This window comes from Staphylococcus sp. GDB9P120P (assembly GCF_017893435.1).
Lineage (GTDB): Bacteria > Bacillota > Bacilli > Staphylococcales > Staphylococcaceae > Staphylococcus > Staphylococcus cohnii.
Genome location: NZ_JAESNB010000008.1, coordinates 328,410 through 353,462 on the forward strand (window position 1 = coordinate 328,410; position 25,053 = coordinate 353,462).

Below are 25,053 nucleotides of genomic sequence, written 5' to 3' on the forward strand. Positions count from 1 at the left end.
AGTGAATCTAAAGATACCTTTGTGATACAATGTACTAGAAAACTTTAATAAGAGAGGTTAGTTAAATGACACAACAAATAGGTGTAGTAGGTTTAGCCGTAATGGGTAAAAACCTTGCTTGGAATATTGAATCACGCGGATACAGCGTATCAGTTTTTAACCGTTCTTCAGAAAAAACAGATGAAATGGTAAAAGAATCTGAAGGAAAAAACATACATCCAACATATTCAATGGAAGAATTTGTAAATTCCTTAGAAAAACCCCGTAAAATTTTATTAATGGTAAAAGCTGGTACAGCGACAGACGCAACAATTGATACTCTATTACCATTATTAGATGATGACGATATTTTAATTGATGGCGGTAATACAAATTATCAAGATACAATCAGACGAAACAAAGCTTTAGCTGAAAGTGGTGTTAACTTTATTGGTATGGGTGTATCTGGCGGTGAAGTTGGTGCATTGACTGGACCTTCACTTATGCCCGGCGGACAAGAAGCAGCTTTTAATAAAGTGAGTCATATATTAGAAGCTATATCAGCAAAAGCAAAAGATGGTGCACCATGTGTAGCTTATATTGGTCCAAATGGTGCTGGTCATTACGTTAAAATGGTTCATAATGGTATAGAATATGCTGACATGCAATTAATTGCAGAAAGTTATGCAATGATGAAAGACTTGCTAGGTATGTCACATAAAGATATTGCTCAAACATTTAAAGATTGGAATGCTGGTGAATTATCAAGTTATTTAATAGAAATTACTGGTGATATTTTCAATAAATTAGATGATGAAACGAATGGTCCATTAGTTGAACAAATATTAGATACAGCTGGCCAAAAAGGTACTGGTAAATGGACATCTATAAATGCTTTAGAATTAGGAATACCTTTAACAATTATCACTGAGTCAGTATTTGCTCGTTTTATTTCTTCAATTAAAGAAGAACGTGTAAATGCTTCAAAACAATTAAATGGACCAAATGCAAAATTTGAAGGTGATAAGGAAGCATTCCTTGAAAAAATCCGTAAAGCACTTTACATGAGTAAAATTTGTTCTTATGCACAAGGTTTTGCTCAAATGAGAAAAGCTAGTGAAGACAATGCATGGAACCTTCAACTTGGTGAACTTGCTATGATATGGCGTGAAGGTTGCATTATCCGTGCTCAATTTTTACAAAAAATTAAAGAAGCATACGATAATGATAGCGATCTACAAAACTTACTATTAGATCCTTATTTCAAAGATATCGTTACGAATTATCAAGAAGCTTTACGTGACGTTGTTGCAACAGGCGTACAAAATGGCGTTCCGACACCAGGTTTTTCTGCAAGTATTAACTACTATGATAGTTATCGTTCAGAAAATCTACCAGCAAACTTAATCCAAGCACAACGTGATTACTTTGGTGCACATACTTATGAACGTAAAGATCGTTCTGGTATTTTCCATACACAATGGATTGAAGAATAATTTAGATATATTATAATGGTCAGTTTTGAATAACTAACTTAGAAGACCTAAAAATTGTCAGAGATATACACAATTCAGACTTTAAATTATATAATTTCATTAGAATAATTATATAATAACTTCAAATAATGGAGTGAAATTAAAACACTTTCGTTGAATTCATAATAAAAAATGAATTTATACGGAAGTGTTTTTTCTCGTATCATAAATACATAATAATTTCTACGTTTTGTAACCTACTGACGCGTAGTGGTGTGTTAAGAGATAGATACTACAGACTCGGATTATGTAAATCATATCCCGAGGCAAGCATGCATAGTCAAAATAGAAAGCATTTTCATAAAGTTATCTTAATATTTTAAACATGAGATTGTTGTTTCTCCCATTTCACTTGCTTTCGAGTAATAATTATTAATATAAGTTACTAATTTTTTAACATTATATTGTTTTATCAATTATCTATATGCTTTTTCAAAAATAATAAATATAGTCATTTGTAAGCGATTGCGCTAAAATTTTGACTTTTATACGTACATTAATTAATCTATTAATATATGTGATTAAGTCTATTATATTTAATATTGTATTAACCTATGACAGTTTAAACATTGATACTATTTTTCATGCTATATTTATATGACATGATTGTTCATAGTTAAAATTTTAGATATAAATATTGATAGGATTTAACAAATTCAATAACTTTAAAGGGGGATATATATGAAAAGGGAATGGTGGAAAGAAGCAATCGCTTATCAAGTTTATCCAAGAAGCTTTAATGATACTAATAGCGACGGTATCGGAGATTTAAAAGGTGTGATAGAAAAGTTAGATTACTTAGATGATTTAGGAATTGATGTTATTTGGCTTAGCCCAATGTATAAATCGCCAAATGATGATAATGGCTATGATATAAGTGACTATAAAGATATCATGGATGAGTTTGGAACAATGGACGATTTTGATCAATTATTAGATGAAGTACACCAAAGAGATATGAAGTTAATATTAGATTTAGTCGTTAATCATACATCAGACGAACATCAATGGTTTATAGAATCAAAATCAAGTAAAGATAACCCTAAACGTGACTGGTATATATGGAGAGATCCGAAACCAGATGGATCGGAGCCAAATAATTGGGAAAGTATATTTAATGGATCTACATGGGAATTTGATGAACAAACAGGTCAATATTATTTTCATTTATTCAGTAAAAAGCAACCAGATTTAAACTGGGAAAACCAAGAAGTCAGAAATGCTATTTTTGAAATGATGAATTGGTGGTTTAATAAAGGTATAGATGGTTTTAGAGTAGATGCTATAACACATATTAAAAAAACATTTGAAGCTGGTGACTTAAAACTACCAGAAGGAAAAGTTTATGCGCCGGCTTTTGAAGTAGATATGAATCAGCCTGGCATACAAACTTGGTTACAAGAAATGAAAGATAAATCTTTAAGTCATTATGATATTATGACCGTAGGAGAAGCAAATGGTGTTAGTCCAGAAAACGCTGAACCTTGGGTAGGTGAGACAACTGGCAAATTCAATATGATTTTTCAGTTTGAACATTTAAGCTTGTGGAATTCAGGCGATGTTAAATTTGACGTCAATGCATATAAAAATGTACTCAATGAATGGCAAAAGAAACTTGAAAATGTTGGATGGAATGCATTGTTTATTGAAAATCACGATCAGCCAAGACGTGTATCAACTTGGGGTGATGATACTCATTATTGGTTTGAATCTGCTACAAGTCATGCAGTCGTATATTTTTTGCAGCAAGGCACACCATTTATCTATCAAGGTCAAGAAATTGGTATGACCAATTATCCATTTGATGATATTGAAACCTTTAATGATGTTGCAGTGGTCAATGAATACGAAATTGTCAAACAACAAGGTGGCGATGTCTCAAAACTATTAGATAAGCATAAAAAAGAAAATAGAGATAATTCTAGAACGCCTATGCAGTGGAATAGTTCTTACTTTGCAGGATTTTCAGATGTAACGCCTTGGTTTCCTGTAAATCCAAACTACAAAAACATTAATGTTGCACATCAACAAAAAGATCCAGATTCAATATTAAATTTCTATAAAGCTTTAATAAAGTTAAAAAAATCTCATGATGTTTTTACATATGGTGAATTTAATTTGGTTGATTCAAAAAATAACCAAATATTTGCATATACACGAGAATTAAATGAGCAATATGTACTAATTGTTGGTAATTTAACAAATAAAAAAGCTGCATTATCCTTTGATGCAAGCTTCCTAGAAGAAAACATATTACTACATAACTACAAAAATAACACGATTGATTTTGAAAATATACAACCATACGAAGCATTTGTAATTAAACTTTAGAAACAATTATCTAGCAATTAAGATAATGATTAACTAACAAAAATATAGCGAGTAAGCAACTTATATAAAAATATGTTTGCTTGCTCGCTATATATTGTTTAAGCGTATTTTTATGGTTTTATTCTAATATGTCATATTGTTCTTGATCAACAGGCATCCATAATTGAACTTTAGTGAATGGATCATCGAATGAAATGTCAAATGGATAAACTTCAACGTACAAACTATTATGTTCATAGGGTAAAGTCATTTGAAGGCTAGTCTCTATATAATACCACGCTTCATTGACTACATAATCCATCTCACCTTGTAAATTAAATTTAGCATATTGTCTTTCAGGTAAGAAACGACTTTCAAGGTGCGCAGGATATCTTTCACTCGGTACGCCAACAAAAATTTCCATTCCATTATCAAGCGGACAATTAACCACAAAGAGTTCATGTGGACTCGTATCATTATATCGTTGTAATTCTTTAATTTTATCGTCAATTAATAAATCCTCTAAAAAATCAGGCACTTTAAAAGGGTTATCAATTTCTTCTGAATTTAAGAACTTAGCATAACCTACTAAAGACAAACCTTGTGTATCTTCCAAACGGTACGCATAAGGGGCACGTTCTGTAGTAGTAAGTTTAATATAAAGCCTTGATTGCAATTTTAATTCGTCTCGTTTTGTATTGACTTGAATAGGAGAAACACCATGAAAATCACTAAAATCATTAGCAAAATCATTAGCGTCTTTATAACTATACTTTTTTGCAACATCTACCAAGCGAGCTGAACCACTTAAAATGTCTTGTGCTGCTAAAGTCAACCTTCTTGACCTTGCATATTCTGTTGGTGATTGACCTACAATCATTTTAAATGATTGATCAATATGAAATGGTGAAAGACCAACGTAATCACTAAGTGCTTGCAAATGTAGAGGCTCTAGCAAATGATCTTCAATATATACAATTGCCTGTTGGATTTGCTTGATAACGTCCAAAACTTTCACTCCTAAATTATAACGAAATACAAATGATTATGTACCTCGTTACTTTTCTATACATAATGTTATGAATCATTGTTGATTAATTCTATTTTACATCATTTTCATGTGACTTACATCTCAAAAATATTAAATAGGGTAAAATGTAAACATCCTAAAATTGTATATGAATGATTTAATCAATAGTCTAAATCATAACACAAATAAGGTATAATAAAAAAGCAACAACACAAGCTCAGATTGAAACTTGTATCATTGCCTTATTTTTAAAAAGTTGATTAATGGATATCGTCCCACCAGTGGAAGCCATCTCTACTCAATAGTAAATCACTCGCTAATGGACCATTTGTTCCAGCTGTATAATTAGGGAATTCTGGTTCATTTTGGTTCCACTCTTCTTGTATTGCATCAACAAATTTCCAAGTTGATTTTAATTCTTCCCAATGCGTAAAGTTAGTTGCATCTCCATTTAAACAGTCAAATAATAAATTTTCATAAGCATCCACTGTGTTCATTTTATCTTGTGCACTCATTGCGTATGATAGTTGAACTGGCTCAGTTTCAATGCCTTGTACATTCTTTTTAGCATTTAAGTGTAAAGAAACACCTTCATTTGGTTGAATATTAATAACTAATAGGTTGGAATCTAGTTTTTTATCTGTTTTATAGTATAAATTCATTGGAACTTCTTTGAATTCGACGACTACTTGTATCGTTTTACTCTTCATTCGTTTACCAGTTCTTATGTAGAACGGTACGCCAGCCCATCTAAAATTATCAATGGTTAGTTTACCAGAAACAAAAGTTGGCGTTGTAGAATCTTCTGCAACACGATCCTCATCTCTATATCTTTTAACTTGCTGTCCTTCTATGATGCCTTCATCATATTGACCACGAACAAAGTTTTGACGAACTTCTTCAGGTTCTAGTTTGCGTAATGATTTTAAAGCCTTAACTTTTTCTGCTCTGATATCTTCACTATTTAAACTTATAGGTGCTTCCATTGCTAGCAAAGCAACCATTTGCAGCATATGGTTTTGGACCATATCTTTTAATGCACCACTAGATTCGTAGTAGCCACCTCTGTCTTCAACTCCAAGTACTTCCGAAGAAGTAACTTGAATGTTTGAAATATATTTGTTATTCCATAATGGTTCAAACATTGCATTAGCAAAACGAAGTACTTCAATATTTTGCACCATATCTTTACCAAGATAGTGGTCAATACGGTAAATTTCTTCTTCCTTAAATGAACGACGTAGTTGTTCATTTAATTTTTCAGCAGATTCTAAATCTGAACCAAATGGTTTTTCAATAACTAAACGTTTGAAACCAGTTGTATCTGTTAATCCAGAAGATTTTAAATAATCAGATATAACACCAAAGAAATTTGGAGCCATAGCTAAATAAAAGAGTCTATTACCTTGTAATTGGAAATCGTGATCTAATTTATTACTGAATTCTAATAGTGATTGATAACTTGCTTCGTCACTTACATCGTGTTTGTGATAAAATACGTGTTCCATAAACTTATCTAGGTGTTTAGTATCTTTAACGTGTTCTTGAATTGACGACTTCACTTGACTACGGAAATCATCGTTTGTTAAGTCTCTTCTACCAATTCCAACGATTGCAATGTGCTCATTCAAATTTTCTTGTTGGTATAAATGGAATAATGATGGAAATAATTTTCTGTGACTAAGATCACCAGTTGCTCCAAAAATTGTAATTAAGCATGGGATATCTTTATTTCTAGTATTCAAGATCAAAACCTCAATTCTTTATTAAATCTGTATTTATTATAGACCAATACACCAGTATCTTCCCACAATTTTGCTTGTAATATCATATTTTATTATATTTTTAATACTTTTATATGATAAAATATGAACAAGAAGAGGAGGCATATGCATGGAAATTACGTTTTTTGGGACAAGTGCTGGTCTGCCAACTAAAGAAAGAAATACCCAAGCGATTGCATTAAATTTGGAACCATACTCCAATAGCATTTGGCTTTTTGATGTTGGTGAAGGCACACAGCATCAAATATTACACCATTCAATCAAATTAGGAAAAGTAGATCACATTTTTATTACGCATATGCATGGTGATCATATATTTGGTTTACCTGGGTTACTCACAAGTCGATCTTTTCAAGGGGGCGAAGATAAGCCTCTTACTATTATTGGTCCAAAAGGTATTAAATCATATATAGAAACTACTTTAACTTTATCAGAATCAAAATTAAATTATCCAATCACTTATATTGAAATAGAGGAACAACTTTCTTATCATCACAATGGATTTAATGTTGAAGCACATATGTTAAATCATGGTATTCCTTCTTTTGGATATAGGGTAGAAGCGCCATATAAATCTGGTAAAATCAATGTTGAAGCGCTCAGAAACATTGGTTTAGAACCAGGACCTAAATATCAAGATGTAAAAAACAATGAAACATTTGAATACAAAGGTGAGATTTATAACTCTAAAGATTTTAAAGATGAAGCAATTAAAGGCCCAGTCGTAGCAATTTTTGGAGATACTATGCCTTGTAAAAATGAAATGATAATTGCACGTGATGCAAATATCATGGTACATGAAAGTACATATATAGAAGGAGATAAATCATTAGCTAATAGCTATCACCATAGCCATATTGATGACGTTTTTGAATTGATGAGAGAAGCAAATGTTGACTATAGTTTAATAACACATATCAGCAATCGTTATACTAAAGAAGAGGTGTGCGATATTAGTAAATCGCTTAAAGCTTTGAGTAATACACCACCATTTAGTTTTGTCAGTGATTTTGATTCTTGGCAATTTTAATAAATGAAAAGTGGGGCAGTTTTCTAAAAATTGTAGTATTTTACAATTTAGATTACTGTCCCACTTTTTATAATAATTTAAGCTTTTTAAATTTTAATCATTGTCTTGGTTAGATAATTCAATACTTCTATTTACTGCAGAACGTAAACAATCTTCGAAAATAGCTTCTATATCATGATCTGCAAGTGCATTAAGGCCTGCTTGTGTTGTACCACCTTTAGAAGTAATATTTTTTCTTAACTGTTCCATACTCAATTCTGAGCGTTCTATCATTTTGCTCGTCCCTATGATTAAATTACGAATTGATTCTTCTACCTGTGATTTTTCCAAACCCAAACGTGTACCCGCTGTGACATATTGCTCAAAGACATGGTATAAAAAAGCTGGACCGCTTCCAGTAATTGCTGTAACTTGATGCAAATTATCTTCTGAAACTTCTATCGCAGATCCAAATGCGTTTATTAAATTATCAACTTCTTCTTTTGACTTAGCGCCAAAATTATTAGAAAAGCTAATACCAGTAACTGAATGTCCAACATGGGCATTTGTGTTTGGCATGATACGTGCAATTGGGTTGTTAGAAGCCAATTTTTCACGAATATAGTTTATCGGTAAACCAGCCATAATAGAAATGAATTTATTTTTTTCTGCAATATATGGCTTAATACGCTCTGCTAAATCATCAAAATCATATGGTTTCGTTCCTAAGAATACATAATCTGCATCTTTTAACAATGCTGCATCATCATAGCTATAATTAACACCTAACTCGTCAGCATATTCTTTTAATGCAACTTCATTTGAACGATTCGTTAAATAAATATTATTAGAATCAATCACTTTAGAACTAACAATACCTGTAAAAATTGCATGCGCCATATTTCCGGCACCATAAAATACTAGTTTCATGTGAAGACTTCACTTCCTCTTTGCTTTTTATGTTTCCATACTAACATAGATTTAAATTATGGCTAAGAATTTTTAAAGACCTGTGGCAAAATATCGTTTACACTCATATACTTAAACTATGAATTTAAAGCAAGGAGAATTTACTATGATAGGTAAACATTTTGTGTTAACTGGTGGTACAAGTGGATTAGGTAAAGCTATATTAAAAGCATTATTATCTAAAAGAGCATATGTTACTGTACTTGCCCGAAATCCAGATAAACTAAAACAATTCGCAACGCAATATGATACGGAACATCTAAATATCATTAAATGCGATTTACAATCACAACAAGAAATCATTGATTTAAAGGAATACTTTCAATACCAAACCATTGATGGACTTATATACAGTTCTGGCCTTGGGTATTTTAAATCTATTGAAGACCATACATTTGTAGAAATGCTTGAAACATATAAATTAAATGTGCTCCATTTCAATATATTAATGAAAGTTTTACAACCGGCATTCTCAAAAAATCCAATAATAGTAGGTATAGGTAGCCAAGCTGCCTTTATAAGTCAAGGTTATGCTGCACATTATGGTGCAAGTAAAGCAGCTTTTAACCAATTGTTAAATGCACTGCGTATCGAGAAACCAAATTATCATATTATGACTGTTAATACTGGGCCAATAGCGACACCATTTCATGAAAAAGCAGATCCATCTATGAAATTTGCCAAAAAATACAGGGACATGATGCTTGACCCAGAAAAATTAGCAAACCAAATTATCAATGGTATAATTGAGAAAAAATTAGAAATCAATCAACCTAGATGGATGCACCATTTATTAAAAATTTATCAATTGATGCCACGGTTTATAGAAAAAAACTTTACTTCATTATTTAAGAACAAAGGTTAGCACTTCTTCAAAGTTTGGAAATATTCATTTTGACTAAAGCATTAAAATAGAAGACAGCAATGTCATGGATTAAGAAGCTTTATAAAAATAAAAACGTCAATTTCTATAAAATCATAAGAGAAATTGACGTTTTTGCTTTGATAGAAGTTATTTATATTTTTATCTTTGCTCAGACATACATGTTTTAGGACAACGAAAAGAGATTTATTTTAAATGTTGGGTATATTCTAAATTTTTCACTCGATCTTGCGCTGCTTTTAATGCTTCTAAACTTATGTCTTTTGAACGTTGATAATTTTTTACATTTTCATCTAGCTGATCTGTACTACTTGCACCTACAATGATAGAACCTAATGCATCATGAGAAGTTAAATAATTAAAAGTAAGTGCAGATAAATTACTTTCAATTTCTTTAATTGATGCAATTGTTTCTCCAAGTTCTTGATAAGTATAATCAAAAATACCATCACTAAATTTTGAATCTAACACATTGTTACTTTTAGCAGTTAATAACCCTTTAAATACTGGACCACGTGCTAGTACTTTAACTTTTTTAGCATGTACATCATCTAAAAGTTGCTCTGGTCTGTTATCAATTAAATTAAATTGAGACATTAGCGTTTCGATATCGCTATGTTCTAAATAGTAATCAATCACGTTAGGTCTGATTGAAGAAATACCATAAGCACGGATAATACCTTCTTTCTTTAATTCATCGAAAGCACTAATTGTTTCATCAATTGGATCCTCGATTGTACCACCGTGTAACTGATATAAATCTAAATGATCTAATCCGAGTCTTTTCAAGGATCCTTTCACTGCTTCTTTGATATAAGATTTAGAAGGATCCCAAGTTGTAGAACCATCTTCTGTTAAACGATTTCCTACTTTTGTACCAATAATGATATCATCTCTATTTTGATATTTTTTTAAAGTCTCACCAACAATTGTTTCGTTTACACCTTTGTCATACATATCAGCTGTATCAAAATACGTGATACCATGTTCAATTGCACGTTCAATGATAGGCTCTGCTTGTTTCTTACTTGTTCCAAGACTCATACAACCTAAACCTAACTCTGAAATTTCTATACCGCTTTTCAAAACATTTTTTTGCATGTTTTATCTCCTTTCGATACACTTGAATAATAGGGCGTAGACGTAATAAAGTAAGATGGATTTTCAATATTAAATCTATACATAGCATAATGAAACAAGTATATGTTCATTCGCTATTCCCATAATAACTAATGAGTACATCTTAACAATATCTTAAATCAATTAAAAGGACTGTGATTATTTATGAACCTATTTGAAAAGACTTTACATAGTACTTCTATTTATAAAGGGACAATCATTGATTTAGAAGTCCACGATGTTGAACTACCCGATGGACAAACTTCTAAACGTGAATTGATATACCACAATGGTGCTGTCGCAGTTTGTCCAATTACACCTGAAAACAAAGTGATATTAGTGAAACAATTTCGTAAAGCTTGTGAAAAACCACTTTTAGAAATTCCTGCAGGCAAATTGGAACAAGGTGAAGAACGAATTTCAGCTGCCAAACGTGAACTTGAAGAAGAAACAGGTTATATTGCTGATGAATTAGAACATATAACTGAAATGTATGGTTCTCCAGGTTTCTCAAATGAGAAATTATCAATTTATATAGCTGAAAATTTAACAAAAGGTAAAATGCAATTAGATGAAGATGAATTTTTAGAATTAGCATATTATGATATGAACGAAATAAAAACGTTGTTAGACAATAAAGAAATAGAAGATGCAAAAACTATAATTGCTTTACAACATTTAATACTTAATTATAATCATTATAAATAAGATGCGAGAATACTTGCGAATTTTATCAATTATTGGTATTTTATATATATATATCATAACTAAATTAAAATGATTATAATTATTAGTAGGGGAGTGAGGCTTCCGTGGAAGAACGATTAAATCGCGTGAAGCAACAATTACAGCAATCATCTTATAAATTGACGCCACAACGTGAAGCAACTTTAAGAGTTTTAATTGAAAATGAAAAAGACCATTTAAGTGCTGAAGATGTTTATTTGAAAGTTAAAGACAAAGCACCTGAAATTGGACTTGCAACTGTATATCGTACTTTAGAATTGCTAGCAGAATTGAAAGTGGTAGATAAAATAAATTTCGGAGATGGTGTTGCTCGATTCGATTTGAGAAAAGAAGGAGCAAAACATTTTCATCACCATCTTGTTTGTATGGAATGTGGTAAAGTAGAAGAAATCGAAGAAGACTTATTACCTCGTGTAGAGGAAAGAGTTGAAAATGAATTTGAATTTAAAATATTAGACCATCGTTTAACATTCCATGGTATTTGTGCGTCATGCCAAGCAAAAGGGAAATAAATTTAAAAATACTATTTCAGAAATAGAGGTAGTACAGTGAAAAATATTATAGATGAATATTTGAAATTTATACAATTAGAAAAAGGGTTAAGTGTAAATACAATTGGTGCATATCGAAGAGATTTAAAGAAATATGATGAATTTTTAACATTACACAAAATTAGTCATATTGATTTTGTGGATAGACAACTTATTCAAGAATGTTTGGGTCACTTACATGATGAAGGCGCATCTTCAAAATCATTAGCTCGCTTCATTTCTACCATTCGTAGTTTTCATCAGTTTGCATTAAGAGAAAAATATGCAGCAAAAGACCCAACGGTATTAATAGAAACACCTAAATATGATCGTAAATTACCAGATGTTTTAGAAATAGATGAAGTACTGAGACTATTAGAAACACCTGATTTATCCAAAAACAACGGCTATAGAGATCGCACAATGTTAGAATTACTTTACGCTACCGGCATGCGTGTATCAGAACTGATTCAGATTGAATTAGAAGACGTTAATTTAATTATGGGCTTTATACGTGTTTTTGGTAAAGGAAATAAAGAAAGAATTGTGCCATTAGGCGATACAGTGATTGAATACTTAAACACTTATTTAGAAACGGTAAGACCACAATTATTAAAAAATACGGTCACTGATACACTATTTTTAAACATGCACGGCAAACCTTTATCGAGACAAGCGATATGGAAAATGATTAAACAAAATGGTATCAAAGCAAATATATTAAAAACTTTAACACCACATACATTAAGACATTCATTTGCTACCCATTTACTTGAAAACGGAGCAGATTTACGTGCAGTACAAGAAATGCTCGGTCATTCTGATATATCAACAACACAATTGTATACACACGTTTCGAAATCACAAATTCGTAAGATGTATAACGAATTTCATCCAAGAGCATAAACACAGACTGGTTTATTCGATTGAATAACTGGACTGTGTTTTTTTATTGATGCCATAGCATGTAACAAATCATCTACGTAAGTAAAGTGTTTATACTGATCTATTTCGCGCTTGTAATGCACGTTTCCTTGCCGCTTCAACTTCAGTTCTATCCCTTTTTAAATGGTGGTCTATGATATAATCATCTTCAATTTTATAATATGTCAGCACATAATTCGGGTACTGTTCTAATACAATTTGTTCCATTGTATCTGTTAAAGGTAGATGAATTGGCTCAAAAGATTTCTCTTTTTTTGCAGCTTTAATTAATCCAACTAGCAGACTTTTATACGGTTGTATATCTAGTCCAATATTAATCGCTGAATCATAGTTTTCAATAACTTTTAATGCCTTATTAAAAGATTTGTGGGCGCCTACATAATTTTGTCTACGGTAATGATAAGATCCAGTTGCAATCAATATAAGACTCACAACAGCATCATTCTTATTGTAATTTGGGTTAGTTTTCCAAGCTTCTTCTAAAATATCGTGACAAAGAAAATAATGTTGCTTTGTATGAAATTGAAAATAAAAATCTTTTAGTGCATTTTTCAACATGAATATCGCTCCGATTTTAAATGTTTATAATAAACATGCTATAATAATTTAGTGAATTACGCACTTAACTTGCTAATATGAGGTAGATAAAATGTATGAAGTAAAACTCGATGCCTTTAATGGTCCTTTAGATTTATTATTGCATCTTATTCAAAAATTTGAAATTGATATTTATGATATACCAATGAAATCTTTAACAGAACAGTATATGCAATATATACATGCGATGAGTCAATTAGAAATTAATGTGGCAAGTGAATATTTAGTTATGGCTTCAGAATTACTTATGATAAAAAGCAAAATGTTATTGCCTCATTCAGAAGAAGTTGACGATTTAGATGATGATCCACGCGAAAATTTGGTTGAGAGATTAATTGAATATCAAAACTATAAAGAATACACAGTGCTCTTAAACGAAAAAAGGGCGGAAAGAGAAAAGTATTATTCTAAACATCCAACGGATTTAACGCACTTAGAATCAAATGAAACTTGGGATCCTAATAATACGATTGATTTAACAGAGTTAATCATAGCTTACCAAAAGGTGAAAAATCGTGTTGAATATCAAACACCTAAATCCGTCGATATTCGAAAAGAAACGTTTACAATTCAACAAGCTACTTCACAAGTAACTCAACGTTTACAAAAACATGAATCATTCAACTTTTTTAGTTTATTCAATTTTACTGAACCATTGGAAATGGTTGTTACTCATTTCCTTGCAATACTAGAAATGTCTAAATCTGGAATAGTAAATATTGAACAACAAAAAAGCTTTGACGATATTAATATTTTAAGAGGAGTTAATTATGGCATTGAACGATAAAGGTATCCTGGAAGCATTACTTTATACTGCAGGTGATGAAGGACTTGAAGAAAAACAAATTCTAGAAATTTTAGACATTGACCAAGATAGTTTCCACACATTAATAAAAGAATATGACGCTTGTGGCTTAGAAATCCAACATTATGGGGAACATTATGTCTTAACAACTAAAAAAGACGCGTCAGAATACATTGAGAAGTTAATAGAACAAAAATCTAAAATGAAATTATCGCAAGCAGCAATGGAAGCTTTATCGATAATAGCATATAATCAGCCATTATCTCGAAGTGATATCGAAATGATTAGAGGCATTAATTCTGACGGAGCCGTCAAAACTCTAATAGCACGTGGTTTAATTGAAGCTAAAGATGAGGAAGATTCCAGAAGTCAACAATTATATACAACAGCATTATTTTTAAATGTATTTGGTATTGAACAATTAGATGATTTACCAACTACTGATGAAGAAGACGAAGAAATAGAAGCTTTCTTTAGTAATTTAGTAAATCAAAAAGGAGATAATAATGAATAAAGAAACAGAAAGATTACAAAAACGTATCGCAAATAGTGGTTATACATCAAGACGTAAAGCTGAAACATTAATTACAGAAGGTAAAGTAAAAGTAAATGGTGAAATTGAAACAGAATTAGGTACTAAAGTAAAACCGACAGATACAGTAGAAGTTGAAGGAATTAAATTAGAACAAGAAGATAAACTATATATTCTTTTCTATAAACCTTCGCAAGTTATCACTAGCGTATCAGATGACAAAGGTAGAAAGGTCGTTACTGATTATTTTAAACAAATTAAGACAAGGATTTATCCAGTCGGACGTTTAGATTATGATACATCAGGGTTACTTTTACTTACCAATGATGGTGAGTTCACTAACTTAATGACACACCCTCGTTATAAAATCAAAAAGAAATATGTAGTTAAATTAAAAGGTTATCTAATGCGTGAAGAAGTTAAAGCATTAGAACAAGGTATTAATTTAGAAGATGGAAAAACACAACCTGCAACAGTTAAAGTCAAAAACCAAGATAAAGATAAAAACACTACACTTGTTGAAATTACAATAACTGAAGGTCGCAATAGACAAGTCAGACGCATGTTTGAACACTTTGGTCATCAAGTATCAAAATTACAGCGCATAGAATTTGGTCCTTTAAATCTAAAAGGACTCAATGCAGGTGAAGGTCGCGTACTTACACCTCACGAAGTAAAAACGATACGTCAAATTGCAGAACACGGACATTAATTATGACTTTACTTTAACAAAAACTTGATATTGATAATTTTTTCACAAACTTTTCATTCATAAACACTTTTATAGCTCAACCTATGATATAATATGGTTGAAATTGAAAGTTAGCAGTGTGGGAGGGTACGAACCTATGTCAAACGAAATACTTATCGTCGATGATGAAGATAGAATCAGACGATTATTAAAATTGTACTTAGAAAGAGAATCTTTTGAAACTCATGAAGCTAGAGACGGACAAGAAGCATACAAAATGGCAATGGAACATGATTATGCATGTATCTTATTAGATTTAATGTTGCCAGAAATGGATGGCATTACTGTGGCATCTAGATTAAGAGAGCAAAAGGAAACACCAATTATTATGTTAACTGCTAAAGGAGAAGAAACAAACCGCGTAGAAGGTTTTGAATCCGGTGCAGATGATTATATTGTAAAACCATTTTCACCGCGTGAAGTGGTTTTACGTGTCAAAGCTTTATTAAGAAGAACTCAAGTTGCACATACAGAACAAAGCGAACCACATGCACGAGATTTAATAGAGTTTGAACATCTTGTGATTGATAATGACGCACACCGTGTGCTAGCAGATGGCAACCAAGTAAACTTAACTCCAAAAGAATATGAACTTTTAATCTTTTTAGCAAAAACGCCAAATAAAGTCTTTGATCGTGAACAACTTTTAAAAGAAGTATGGCACTATGAATTTTACGGAGATTTGCGTACTGTTGATACACATGTAAAACGTTTAAGAGAAAAATTAAATCGCGTTTCTGATGAAGCTGCCCAAATGATTCAGACTGTTTGGGGCGTTGGCTATAAATTCGAGGTTAAATCTGAAAATGAACCGACTCAATAACGTAGTAGTAAAACTGTGGTTAACTATAATCTTTATAGTAACGACAGTTTTAATTTTATTAAGTGCAGCACTTATAACGTTTATACAATCTTACTTTACGCAAGAAACCGAAGATTCATTACTTGAAGATGCTAAAAGAATAAGTCATTTAGTTGAGAATTCTGATGATAAAACAACTGCCATAAAACATAGTAAATCCCTTATCGAGGGGCCAGTAGGACTCATCATCATGAACCATAAACATATGGATAGTATTAATAATGATGAGACAAAAGAAAAGATGTTCAAAGAAATTAAAAGTAATAAAAACTATGAAAAAGTGTTTGATCGAGGAAAACAGATATCAGAGCACGTGACAATTGATATGAATAAACAGCAAAAGACTTATGTTTTAATAGGCTATCCATCTAAAAATCTAGAGTCTAGTCCTCATAATAGTAAATATAGTGGTGTTTTTATCTATCAAGATTTGAAAACGATAGAAGATACTAATAATGTTATTACAGTCATTATATTAATTATTGCAATAATCTTTTTATCTATTACAACTGTGTTTGCCTTTTTCTTATCATCACGAATTACAAAGCCCCTTAGAAATTTAAGAACACAAGCATTAAAAGTTTCTAAAGGGGACTATGCTCAAGTAGTTCCTGTTAATTCTCGAGATGAAATTGGAGAATTATCACGTGCTTTTAACACGATGAGTTCCGAAATACAACAACATATAGACGCATTATCCTCATCTAAAAATATCAGAGATAGTTTAATAAATTCTATGGTTGAAGGTGTACTTGGCTTTAATGATAAACAAGAAATAATCATATCAAACAAGATGGCACAAAATATTTTAAAGATATTAGATGCTCACGATTTAGACAAGCTTGATCGTCAAAACGAATTAACATTTAAAACCCAGCAAACACAATTCGAAGAATATGAAATTAGCACACGTTATTTTGTCATTATTACAAGTTATATTGAACAAATTCAACCTGATGGTCGAAGTGGTATTGTCGCTATTATTCGTGATATGACAAATGAGCATAATATTGATCAAATGAAAAAAGATTTTATTGCTAATGTATCGCATGAATTGCGTACGCCTATTTCATTATTACAAGGATATACAGAGTCGATTGTTGATGGTATTGTAACAGAGCCAGACGAAATACATGAATCATTGTCAATTGTCCTTGATGAAACAAAACGTTTAAATCGATTAGTAAATGAATTGCTCAATGTTGCACGAATGGATGCTGAAGGACTAACTGTAGAAAAAGTTAAACAACCCATTGATCCGCTGCTAAGTAGAATGCAACAAAAATACCAAAAACAAGCAAATGATTTAAAGTTAACAATGAATTTAAATCCAAATACACACAATCAATTATGGTATTTCGACACGGATAGAATTGAACAAGTGTTGACCAATCTCATTGATAATGCTACCAGATATACAGAACCTGGTGATTTAATATCAATTAGTTATGGAGAAACAGAAAGTGAAAATATCTTATACATTTCAGACACAGGATCTGGTATTGCTCCAGAACATTTACAACAAGTATTTGATCGTTTCTATAAAGTTGATACTGCTCGAAAACGGGGTAAACAGGGGACTGGTTTAGGACTGTTTATCTGTCGTATGATCATTGATGAACACGGAGGAACGATTGACGTTAAAAGTGAGCTTGGCAAAGGCACTACTTTTATAATTAATCTACCAAAACCAACAGATGAATATAAAAACACTTGATTATCAATTAATTAGTATAAAGTTAAATTTGATTTAGTTTATAAATATGAATATTTATAAAGCATGAGTGTGCTGAAAAAGGCGAGATAAGAAATCAATATTTTAATATTGATTTCCAATCTCGTCTTTTTTAAAAATAATATCATTTAATTAGAATAGAGCACGTCTATTGTTTTTATCTGAGTAATAGGCTATGATATATTTATAAAATTTAACAAATTCATCTTCGGGGTAGGGTGTAATTCCCAACCGGCAGTAATTTAAGCCTGCGACCCGTTTATCTATTAATGAGATAAATGGCTGATCTAGTGTAAATCTAGAGCCGACAGTATAGTCTGGATGGGAGAAGATGGAGGGTTTTTGTTGTGCAATTAAATCCTCCTTTTCTGTGTAAGATGAATGGAAGGAGATAATTGAATATGCAACAACAAACCAAACGACTTATTACAATAAGTATGTTAAGTGCGGTGTCATTTATTTTGATGTTTATAAAATTTCCAATTCCGTTTTTACCGCCGTATTTGACATTAGACTTTAGTGATATTCCAGCTTTATTAGCAACTTTTAGTTTAGGACCAGTAGCCGGTATTATTATATTATTTATAAAAAATTTACTTAATTTCTTATTTAATATAGGTGATCCAGTGGGCCCCATTGCTAATTTCTTAGCTGGTGCAAGCTTTATTTTAAGTGCTTTTTATATTATTAAAAATAAACATACTGTCAAAACACAAATTATTGGATTTGCTATAGCGACAATTGTCATGACTATTGTCTTAAGTATTTTAAACTATTTTGTTTTATTACCACTATATGGCATGATTATGAATTTAACTAATGTAGTTGAAAATATTAAAATTGTTATAGTTTCAGGTGTTATACCTTTTAACATAATAAAAGGTATCATAATTTCTTTAATATTTATGCTACTATTCAAACGTTTGGAAAAAATTTTACTTAACTAATAGTTAAGTACACGTTTAAGTCTAAAAATATGAAACAAATAAGAATAAAAGACTCGAGAATGGCTGAGATAAATTTAATATCTCAGCTTCTTTCGTTATTAAAAGGTTTTGATAAATTTGAAACTTGAAGGAAGTTATTACCATTTATAATGTCTCTTTATTTGTTGTGCTTAAACGCCTCATTCATAACGATTTTGTAATGTGCTGACGCCTAGGGGAAAGATATGAGTGAGAGACTACTGGCTCGAACCATACCTAGGCAAGCATGCACAGTCAAAATCGTAAGTTTTTTATATAAAATGGACTCATCCATCATGCATGTGTATTCATTTTAAGTTATATCTTTTGTTTAATTAAAAATATGACTTTCTATTAGTTGTACAAGTTAAATAATACGAGGCTTTTTTATTGTATTAAAACACATCACTTATAGAGATTTTGCATCGTGCTGACGCCCGAGGGGAAAGATATGAGTGAGAGACTACTGGCTCGAATCATATCCCCAGGCAAGCATGCACGATCAAAATCGTAAAATATTAAAAAAATAAGATTTATGTACAAAGCTTTACTCGTTCATTTCCAAATGATTATCTGCATAATGTTTGCATTTTCCTAATATAAAAGCTCAGCATTTTCATTAATACAATGAATACACTGAGCTTATATAAATTAAATTCATTCAAAAATGAACATCTATTTGATTAATTTTATTATTCAAATTTTAAAGGATCGCCGTCAAAAGATTCCTCTTCAATTTTAATAGAATCTGTAGGACAACCTTCTAATGCATCTTCCATGTCTTCATATAATTCTTCTGGTACTTCCGCAGTACCTTGGTTATCATCTAGTATAACGTATGCGATACCTTCATCGTCGTAATCATATATATCAGGGGCAGCAGCACCGCAAGCACCACATGCAATGCATGTATCCATATCAACAATTGTATATTTAGCCAAACTCTTCGCCTCCTTTAACAAACATGCTACACTAATAACACAATTAGTATTGTAGTTACTGTTTTAAATTTTTTCAAATGTTTTTGTTTTATAAAATGAGGGAGCACACATGTATAATTTAATTCACTTTACACGAACGCAAGCACATAATTACAAAACAGAAAAAAGCATATATAATATTATCACAGGCAAAAAGTCCCATCAAACCTTTTTTGACGCCTGTAGTCAACAGCTATTATCATTGTATCATAGCTTACCAAACTTAAAATATCCATCATTTGTTGGATATGCTCAAAATGAAACACAAGATGTTGATGATACGCAATTAATTCGTACTCATCCAAGGTATACATACGATAGTTTATTAAATACTTTTAAGGCAATTCAATTATTAACCCAAACAATTTCGAATATCGCACATGATTCATTTCAATTTGTACCTGTAACGCACAACAGTACAATTCAATATAGAGTGAAAAAAGTATATAACAACATTAAAAATAAGGACATATCATTCAAATTAAATAACGAACTAAATATTTTATTTTCTTCAATTACGGAAAAGAATAATAAAACATACTTACATTACTATTTACAAGGATATAAAGAAAGCATGTATACAAGACAACAAGTTAGCTTAATAGAAGACATTTCTCAACAACATTTGTTTGTACTAGATATGAATGATTTAGTAATAATGATGTTTGAATTAGAAAATGTAACTAAATATCCTATTTTAAGTCAATTGATTATTTTACCTACTTTACTTTTTAAAACAGAAGAAACATACAATGGTATAAAAAAAGGGCTCAGTTTTAAACAATTAGCCAAGATGCAAAATGTAAAACCAAACACAATCGAAGATCATATACTAGAATTATTTATCAAAGGATATTTATCACACTACGACACATTTATCAACGAGAAGTCGTATACACATTTTTTAAGTTATTATGTAGAAAATCGTAGCGAAAGACTAAGAAACTACAAAGAAAAATTTCCAAAATTAAATTACTTTGAAATAAAACTATTAATCATCGGTTATGAAAGAGGTGATTTAAATGTTGCATCATGAATTAAAAAAATGGTTTGGTTTTGATACATTTAAACCTGGGCAACAAGAAATTATAGAACATGTATTAAATGATAAAAATACTTTGGGTATATTGCCTACTGGTAGCGGGAAAAGTCTATGTTATCAATTACCAACCTATATTAAGCAAAAACCAACGCTCATCATCTCACCATTAATATCTTTAATGGATGATCAGGTCATGCAATTAAAACTTCAAGGTGAGCATTACGTTTCATGTATCCATTCAGGATTAGATGAAAATGAAAAAAAACAAAATATACAATCTTTGCTACATAGTCGCTTTATATTTTTAAGTCCTGAATTTTTGTTGCAACCACATAATTTTAAACTTATACAAAGTTTGGATTTAGGGTTAATTGTTTTAGATGAAGCACACTGCTTGTCTGAATGGGGTTATGATTTCAGACCACATTATGCCCTTGTAGGGAAAATTATCAATCATTTTCCTAAAGCAAACATACTTGCTTTGACTGCTACAGCACCACCATATTTAACATACGACTTAAATGACATGTTAAATAAAACATTTACTGTTGTGAAAACAACAACGAATAGAGAGAATATTACATTATCTCACAAAAATTTCGAAGATGATCACGGAAAGTTAAAATGGCTACTTCCAATGTTAGAACAATCAGGACCAACAATTATTTATGTTTCATCTAAAAAAATGTGCCTGACTTTAGCCAAAGCAATTTACCAATATGGCTTTTTAACAGGAATATATCATGGTGATTTAACCTATCAAGAACGACATACAGTACAACATCAGTTTATAAATAATGAAATACCCATTATTGTAGCAACGAGCGCTTTTGGTATGGGGATTAATAAAAAAGATATTCGAACAATCATACATTTTCATTTAGCTACGAGCCCATCAAGTTATATGCAAGAAATTGGACGTGCAGGACGTGATGGTAAGTCAAGCCAAGCAATCAGTCTTTATCAACCAGATGACAGCTATTTATTAGAAACGTTACTCTTTGCCGATATCATTACAGAAGAAGATGTGAGTTCATTTGAATTAGGTATGTTTTTACCACCTGAAAAAAATGAAATATTAGACGTTCTTAGTAGTTATTATAAAATTGAACAATTGCGTGCTATTTTCAAAGCAGCTTTTGAACGAAAACAACGAGGTTATTATCGAATGTTAGGTTATAAAAACTTAGATCAATGTCGCAGAGCATATATGATAGAATTTTTCGGTGAAAATCTAACATCTAAACCAACACAGTGTTGCGATAATGACTCAGAATTAAAATCAATTCATATAATTAATAGTAAAAAAGTGAAAAGAAAAATGGATTATAAAGAAAAATTACAAAATATATTCAAATAAAAGATAAATGCTTTACTTCACTTTTTCAATCAAGCTATAATACGAGATATACACTAAAGTTTTATTTATTTTTCATATAAAATTTATACATATATACTACCTTTTAGGGTAAAACAGTATATACTAAAATTAAATGACGGAAGGATGATGAATTTGTCTAATAATAATTTCAAAGATGATTTTGAGAAAAATCGTCAATCTATTGATCCAAAAGAACATCAAGATGATGTACAGGATTCTGTTAACGATTCCGTTGACAACGTAAAAGAGGAAGTTTCTGATAAAAAAGACGAACAATTCCCTCCTAGAAATGCTCAAAGAAGACAACGTAGAAGAGATACGGCAACACATCAAAATGAAGGAAACCAATCACCTGTTGATGAAAATAATGATAAATCAAGTCAAATAGATGATGAACAACAACAAGACACACATTCATCATCTCATACAGATGAAATCAATAAGAATCAAGACCCTTCAGAAAGCAATAATATAAATCAAAATCGAAGTGAAAAAGATAGTGATAACGAAACACATAACGACAACCAATCTGAAGATAAAAACGATAAGAAAAAAGGTGCTGCCGTGGCTGGTGGAGCGGCAGCTGCTGGTGCTGGTGCTTATGCCACTAAAAAACATCATGACAAAAAAGACGAATCTGTTGATTCAAAAGATGATATCACATCAACAAAAGATAAAGAAAAAAGTGGTGCTAGCACAGACGTAGGTGCATCTAATAATAAAGATCAACATACTGAAGAAACTAGTGCTAAATCTGAAAAAGATAAAGAGCAAAAAGACAACAAGAAAAAAGGTGCTACCGTAGCTGGCGGAGCAGCCGCAGCTGGTGCTGGTGCTGCAGGAGCAAAAGCTGCACATTCAAATGGCAACGGCTCTGGTGAAAATAATGGCAACGATAACAATAACAACGATAATAATGATGATGATAACAATAAGAACAAGAAAAAAGGTGCTGCCGTAGCTGGCGGAGCAGCCGCAGCTGGTGCTGGTGCTGCAGGAGCAAAAGCTGCACATTCAAATGGCAACGGCTCTGGTGGAAATAATGGCAACGGTAACAATAACAACGATAATAATAATGATGATGATAACAATAAGAACAAGAAAAAAGGCGGCTTGTTCGGAAAAATATTGCCTATTATAGCAGCAATTTTAATTTTAGCAGCAATCGGAATTTTTGGTGGTATGGCACTAACTGGCAATAATGATGATAGTGGCAGCAACGACGATAAAAAAGTAGCTGATAATAAAGATAAAAATGCTGACTCAGATAAAGACAACAAGAAAGATTCAGACAAAGACAAAGATGCTGATAGTGATAAAGCAAATAAAAACAGTGACGATAGCGCTGAATCAGATAATAATGATAGTTCAAATCAAACTGATTCTAATTCTGATGATGCTGCTACTAGCGACCAAAATCAAGCTACTGAATCAGACCAAAGCAATCAAAGTAATCAAAGTGATCAAAATGCACAAAGTGGTCAAAGCGATCAGTCTCAACAAGATAACCAAGCTACGAATCAAGGTAATGATTCAGCAAATCAAGACCAAGCAACTAACAGCCAAAACAATCAACAAAACAATCAATCTTCAAACAACAATTCAGGACAACAAACACATACTGTAAATGGTCAAAACCTATACAGAATAGCTATCCAATATTATGGAAGTGGTTCTCCTGAAAATGTAGAAAAAATCAGAAAAGCCAATGGTTTACAAGGTAATGATATTCATAATGGACAACAATTAGTTATCCCTCAATAATATCATTCACACTGTAAAAATATAATGAGCTTGAATATCAAGCCCATTTCCATAAAGGGACTAATCCCTATCAAATGGATTAGTTACTGAACGTAAACAAACCCTTCGCATTAATTTGCGAAGGGTTTGTTTATTTTCTACTTATATAGTTTTTTCAAAATAGTAGTAGTCTTTCAGACCATTATTGGTACTTTTACTAGTCGCAATGCGATTTATTAAATTCATGGCACCACAAATTAGCGTAGTATCCGGCTTCTGGATCAGTTGTGCTTAACTTTTTTGTTTTATTTTCCTCCTTGTTTTTACTTTTTAATGGCTTTTTTCTTAGTGCTCGTCTTTGTTTATTTATTTCATTGTCCAATTCTTTCTGCAAGTGGGGCGTATCTTTTTTCACAATTCTTTTGGTGTATTTATTCTTATTTGCATTTACTTTAATATGCATAAAATCAATAAATAAAAATGACTGATCTAATAGATTTCTTTTTGATAGCTATTTTTAGTATTTTCTCAAATATTTGTTCAAATAAATCTGTATCATGAAAACGACTTGTATAATTATTACTAAACAACTGGATCTATTGATGGTTTACCATTATCAAGACAATATTTATCTTCGACAAGTTCATATACAAAATTTAAATCTAATATCGCATCGACTTTACGTAATAAATGATTATTAGAGACAAATTCAGAAAAAGAAATTATTTTATCTTGCTCTCTTTTATTGATTTATTCAACAGCATAAATAACATCACTGTTTAATTTACATATATTATAATATTGACAGTGATTTATGCCG

23 protein-coding genes and 1 riboswitch are annotated in these 25,053 nt (G+C 31.2%); of the genes, 16 read left to right on the forward strand and 7 right to left on the reverse strand.

The genetic code is table 11. The annotated features are described in order from the left end of the window. Positions 1 to 65: 65 nt before the first annotated feature. Both gndA and KA856_RS06835 read left to right on the forward strand, forming a co-directional pair. Entirely contained in the window at positions 66 to 1,475 is a 1,410-nt protein-coding gene (gene gndA / locus KA856_RS06830) for an NADP-dependent phosphogluconate dehydrogenase (RefSeq protein ID WP_107385326.1), read from the forward strand. 720 nt (positions 1,476 to 2,195) lie between these two features. Continuing rightward, positions 2,196 to 3,845 (forward strand): glycoside hydrolase family 13 protein, encoded by a 1,650-nt coding sequence (locus tag KA856_RS06835; RefSeq protein WP_107504958.1) that lies wholly within the window; start codon positions 2,196 to 2,198, stop codon positions 3,843 to 3,845. A 118-nt stretch (positions 3,846 to 3,963) separates the two neighbouring features. Here the strand turns inward: KA856_RS06835 and KA856_RS06840 are convergent, their stop codons facing one another. Both KA856_RS06840 and zwf read right to left on the reverse strand, forming a co-directional pair. Further along, on the reverse strand, positions 3,964 to 4,833 hold the full coding sequence (locus KA856_RS06840) for an AraC family transcriptional regulator (protein ID WP_107504957.1): 870 nt from the start codon (positions 4,831 to 4,833) through the stop codon (positions 3,964 to 3,966). A 281-nt stretch (positions 4,834 to 5,114) separates the two neighbouring features. Continuing rightward, positions 5,115 to 6,599 carry a glucose-6-phosphate dehydrogenase gene (zwf, locus tag KA856_RS06845; protein ID WP_107504956.1) on the reverse strand — a complete coding sequence of 495 codons (1,485 nt, stop codon included), beginning with the start codon at positions 6,597 to 6,599 and terminating at the stop codon, positions 5,115 to 5,117. A gap of 148 nt (positions 6,600 to 6,747) precedes the next feature. On the opposite strand from zwf, the gene rnz reads away from it, so the two are divergent. Next, entirely contained in the window at positions 6,748 to 7,668 is a 921-nt protein-coding gene (gene rnz / locus KA856_RS06850; RefSeq protein WP_107385122.1) for a ribonuclease Z, read from the forward strand. A gap of 93 nt (positions 7,669 to 7,761) precedes the next feature. Here the strand turns inward: rnz and proC are convergent, their stop codons facing one another. Beyond that, a complete protein-coding gene (gene proC, locus KA856_RS06855; RefSeq protein WP_107385121.1) occupies positions 7,762 to 8,577 on the reverse strand; it encodes a pyrroline-5-carboxylate reductase in 816 nt (271 codons plus the stop codon). A gap of 145 nt (positions 8,578 to 8,722) precedes the next feature. Here proC and KA856_RS06860 point away from each other — a divergent pair, with 145 nt between their 5' ends. Further along, a complete protein-coding gene (locus tag KA856_RS06860; RefSeq protein WP_107385120.1) occupies positions 8,723 to 9,481 on the forward strand; it encodes an SDR family NAD(P)-dependent oxidoreductase in 759 nt (252 codons plus the stop codon). A 204-nt stretch (positions 9,482 to 9,685) separates the two neighbouring features. Here the strand turns inward: KA856_RS06860 and KA856_RS06865 are convergent, their stop codons facing one another. Continuing rightward, complete coding sequence (locus KA856_RS06865; RefSeq protein WP_107385119.1) at positions 9,686 to 10,600, reverse strand: aldo/keto reductase; 915 nt, start codon at positions 10,598 to 10,600, stop codon at positions 9,686 to 9,688. Between the two features lie 183 nt (positions 10,601 to 10,783). On the opposite strand from KA856_RS06865, the gene KA856_RS06870 reads away from it, so the two are divergent. From KA856_RS06870 to xerD, 3 genes are all read left to right on the forward strand, one after another. Continuing rightward, a complete protein-coding gene (locus tag KA856_RS06870) occupies positions 10,784 to 11,326 on the forward strand; it encodes an NUDIX hydrolase (RefSeq protein WP_107385118.1) in 543 nt (180 codons plus the stop codon). A 104-nt stretch (positions 11,327 to 11,430) separates the two neighbouring features. Beyond that, entirely contained in the window at positions 11,431 to 11,877 is a 447-nt protein-coding gene (gene fur, locus KA856_RS06875; protein WP_019468360.1) for a ferric iron uptake transcriptional regulator, read from the forward strand. A 36-nt stretch (positions 11,878 to 11,913) separates the two neighbouring features. Beyond that, positions 11,914 to 12,801 carry a site-specific tyrosine recombinase XerD gene (gene xerD / locus KA856_RS06880; protein WP_064208929.1) on the forward strand — a complete coding sequence of 296 codons (888 nt, stop codon included), beginning with the start codon at positions 11,914 to 11,916 and terminating at the stop codon, positions 12,799 to 12,801. A 90-nt stretch (positions 12,802 to 12,891) separates the two neighbouring features. On the opposite strand, the gene KA856_RS06885 is transcribed toward xerD, so the two are convergent. Further along, positions 12,892 to 13,395 carry a DUF309 domain-containing protein gene (locus KA856_RS06885; RefSeq protein WP_107385277.1) on the reverse strand — a complete coding sequence of 168 codons (504 nt, stop codon included), beginning with the start codon at positions 13,393 to 13,395 and terminating at the stop codon, positions 12,892 to 12,894. A gap of 94 nt (positions 13,396 to 13,489) precedes the next feature. Between KA856_RS06885 and KA856_RS06890 the strand changes: the two genes are divergently transcribed. The 6 genes from KA856_RS06890 to KA856_RS06915 all read left to right on the forward strand — a co-directional run bounded on the left by KA856_RS06890 (position 13,490) and on the right by KA856_RS06915 (position 19,069). Beyond that, on the forward strand, positions 13,490 to 14,224 hold the full coding sequence (locus tag KA856_RS06890; protein ID WP_107385275.1) for a segregation and condensation protein A: 735 nt from the start codon (positions 13,490 to 13,492) through the stop codon (positions 14,222 to 14,224). Continuing rightward, positions 14,208 to 14,756 carry an SMC-Scp complex subunit ScpB gene (gene scpB / locus KA856_RS06895; protein ID WP_107385274.1) on the forward strand — a complete coding sequence of 183 codons (549 nt, stop codon included), beginning with the start codon at positions 14,208 to 14,210 and terminating at the stop codon, positions 14,754 to 14,756. The genes KA856_RS06890 and scpB overlap by 17 nt, the downstream gene beginning before the upstream one ends. After that, positions 14,749 to 15,486 (forward strand): pseudouridine synthase, encoded by a 738-nt coding sequence (locus KA856_RS06900; RefSeq protein ID WP_107385273.1) that lies wholly within the window; start codon positions 14,749 to 14,751, stop codon positions 15,484 to 15,486. The genes scpB and KA856_RS06900 overlap by 8 nt, the downstream gene beginning before the upstream one ends. A gap of 136 nt (positions 15,487 to 15,622) precedes the next feature. Beyond that, a complete protein-coding gene (locus tag KA856_RS06905; RefSeq protein WP_107385272.1) occupies positions 15,623 to 16,348 on the forward strand; it encodes a response regulator transcription factor in 726 nt (241 codons plus the stop codon). Further along, positions 16,332 to 18,104: an ATP-binding protein gene (locus tag KA856_RS06910; protein ID WP_107505323.1), complete on the forward strand. Its 1,773-nt coding sequence runs from the start codon at positions 16,332 to 16,334 to the stop codon at positions 18,102 to 18,104. Before KA856_RS06905 ends, KA856_RS06910 begins: the two co-directional genes overlap by 17 nt. Before the next feature lie 218 nt (positions 18,105 to 18,322). Next, positions 18,323 to 18,459, forward strand: a riboswitch (FMN riboswitch). A 64-nt stretch (positions 18,460 to 18,523) separates the two neighbouring features. After that, a complete protein-coding gene (locus KA856_RS06915) occupies positions 18,524 to 19,069 on the forward strand; it encodes an ECF transporter S component (protein WP_107386628.1) in 546 nt (181 codons plus the stop codon). Positions 19,070 to 19,779: 710 nt separating this feature from the next. Here KA856_RS06915 and KA856_RS06920 read toward each other — a convergent pair. Next, a complete protein-coding gene (locus KA856_RS06920; protein WP_019468351.1) occupies positions 19,780 to 20,028 on the reverse strand; it encodes a ferredoxin in 249 nt (82 codons plus the stop codon). 109 nt (positions 20,029 to 20,137) lie between these two features. Here KA856_RS06920 and KA856_RS06925 point away from each other — a divergent pair, with 109 nt between their 5' ends. The 3 genes from KA856_RS06925 to ebpS all read left to right on the forward strand — a co-directional run bounded on the left by KA856_RS06925 (position 20,138) and on the right by ebpS (position 24,254). Next, on the forward strand, positions 20,138 to 21,103 hold the full coding sequence (locus tag KA856_RS06925) for a helix-turn-helix domain-containing protein (protein ID WP_210138578.1): 966 nt from the start codon (positions 20,138 to 20,140) through the stop codon (positions 21,101 to 21,103). After that, positions 21,090 to 22,469: a RecQ family ATP-dependent DNA helicase gene (locus tag KA856_RS06930; RefSeq protein WP_210138579.1), complete on the forward strand. Its 1,380-nt coding sequence runs from the start codon at positions 21,090 to 21,092 to the stop codon at positions 22,467 to 22,469. Before KA856_RS06925 ends, KA856_RS06930 begins: the two co-directional genes overlap by 14 nt. A gap of 147 nt (positions 22,470 to 22,616) precedes the next feature. Beyond that, complete coding sequence (gene ebpS / locus KA856_RS06935; RefSeq protein ID WP_119535856.1) at positions 22,617 to 24,254, forward strand: elastin-binding protein EbpS; 1,638 nt, start codon at positions 22,617 to 22,619, stop codon at positions 24,252 to 24,254. 561 nt (positions 24,255 to 24,815) lie between these two features. Here ebpS and KA856_RS14130 read toward each other — a convergent pair. Further along, a complete protein-coding gene (locus KA856_RS14130; RefSeq protein ID WP_481906138.1) occupies positions 24,816 to 24,983 on the reverse strand; it encodes a transposase in 168 nt (55 codons plus the stop codon). Between the last annotated feature and the right edge of the window lie 70 nt (positions 24,984 to 25,053).

What these genes read in the sequence shown, in the direction of transcription:
- gndA (WP_107385326.1), top strand. Translation starts at nt 66, where the DNA reads ATGACACAACAAATAGGTGTAGTAGGTTTAGCCGTAATGGGTAAAAAC.
- KA856_RS06835 (WP_107504958.1), top strand. Translation starts at nt 2,196, where the DNA reads ATGAAAAGGGAATGGTGGAAAGAAGCAATCGCTTATCAAGTTTATCCA.
- rnz (WP_107385122.1), top strand. Translation starts at nt 6,748, where the DNA reads ATGGAAATTACGTTTTTTGGGACAAGTGCTGGTCTGCCAACTAAAGAA.
- proC (WP_107385121.1), bottom strand. Translation starts at nt 8,577, where the DNA reads ATGAAACTAGTATTTTATGGTGCCGGAAATATGGCGCATGCAATTTTT.
- KA856_RS06860 (WP_107385120.1), top strand. Translation starts at nt 8,723, where the DNA reads ATGATAGGTAAACATTTTGTGTTAACTGGTGGTACAAGTGGATTAGGT.
- KA856_RS06865 (WP_107385119.1), bottom strand. Translation starts at nt 10,600, where the DNA reads ATGCAAAAAAATGTTTTGAAAAGCGGTATAGAAATTTCAGAGTTAGGT.
- KA856_RS06870 (WP_107385118.1), top strand. Translation starts at nt 10,784, where the DNA reads ATGAACCTATTTGAAAAGACTTTACATAGTACTTCTATTTATAAAGGG.
- KA856_RS06890 (WP_107385275.1), top strand. Translation starts at nt 13,490, where the DNA reads ATGTATGAAGTAAAACTCGATGCCTTTAATGGTCCTTTAGATTTATTA.
- scpB (WP_107385274.1), top strand. Translation starts at nt 14,208, where the DNA reads ATGGCATTGAACGATAAAGGTATCCTGGAAGCATTACTTTATACTGCA.
- KA856_RS06900 (WP_107385273.1), top strand. Translation starts at nt 14,749, where the DNA reads ATGAATAAAGAAACAGAAAGATTACAAAAACGTATCGCAAATAGTGGT.
- KA856_RS06905 (WP_107385272.1), top strand. Translation starts at nt 15,623, where the DNA reads ATGTCAAACGAAATACTTATCGTCGATGATGAAGATAGAATCAGACGA.
- KA856_RS06910 (WP_107505323.1), top strand. Translation starts at nt 16,332, where the DNA reads ATGAACCGACTCAATAACGTAGTAGTAAAACTGTGGTTAACTATAATC.
- KA856_RS06915 (WP_107386628.1), top strand. Translation starts at nt 18,524, where the DNA reads ATGCAACAACAAACCAAACGACTTATTACAATAAGTATGTTAAGTGCG.
- KA856_RS06925 (WP_210138578.1), top strand. Translation starts at nt 20,138, where the DNA reads ATGTATAATTTAATTCACTTTACACGAACGCAAGCACATAATTACAAA.
- KA856_RS06930 (WP_210138579.1), top strand. Translation starts at nt 21,090, where the DNA reads ATGTTGCATCATGAATTAAAAAAATGGTTTGGTTTTGATACATTTAAA.
- ebpS (WP_119535856.1), top strand. Translation starts at nt 22,617, where the DNA reads ATGAATTTGTCTAATAATAATTTCAAAGATGATTTTGAGAAAAATCGT.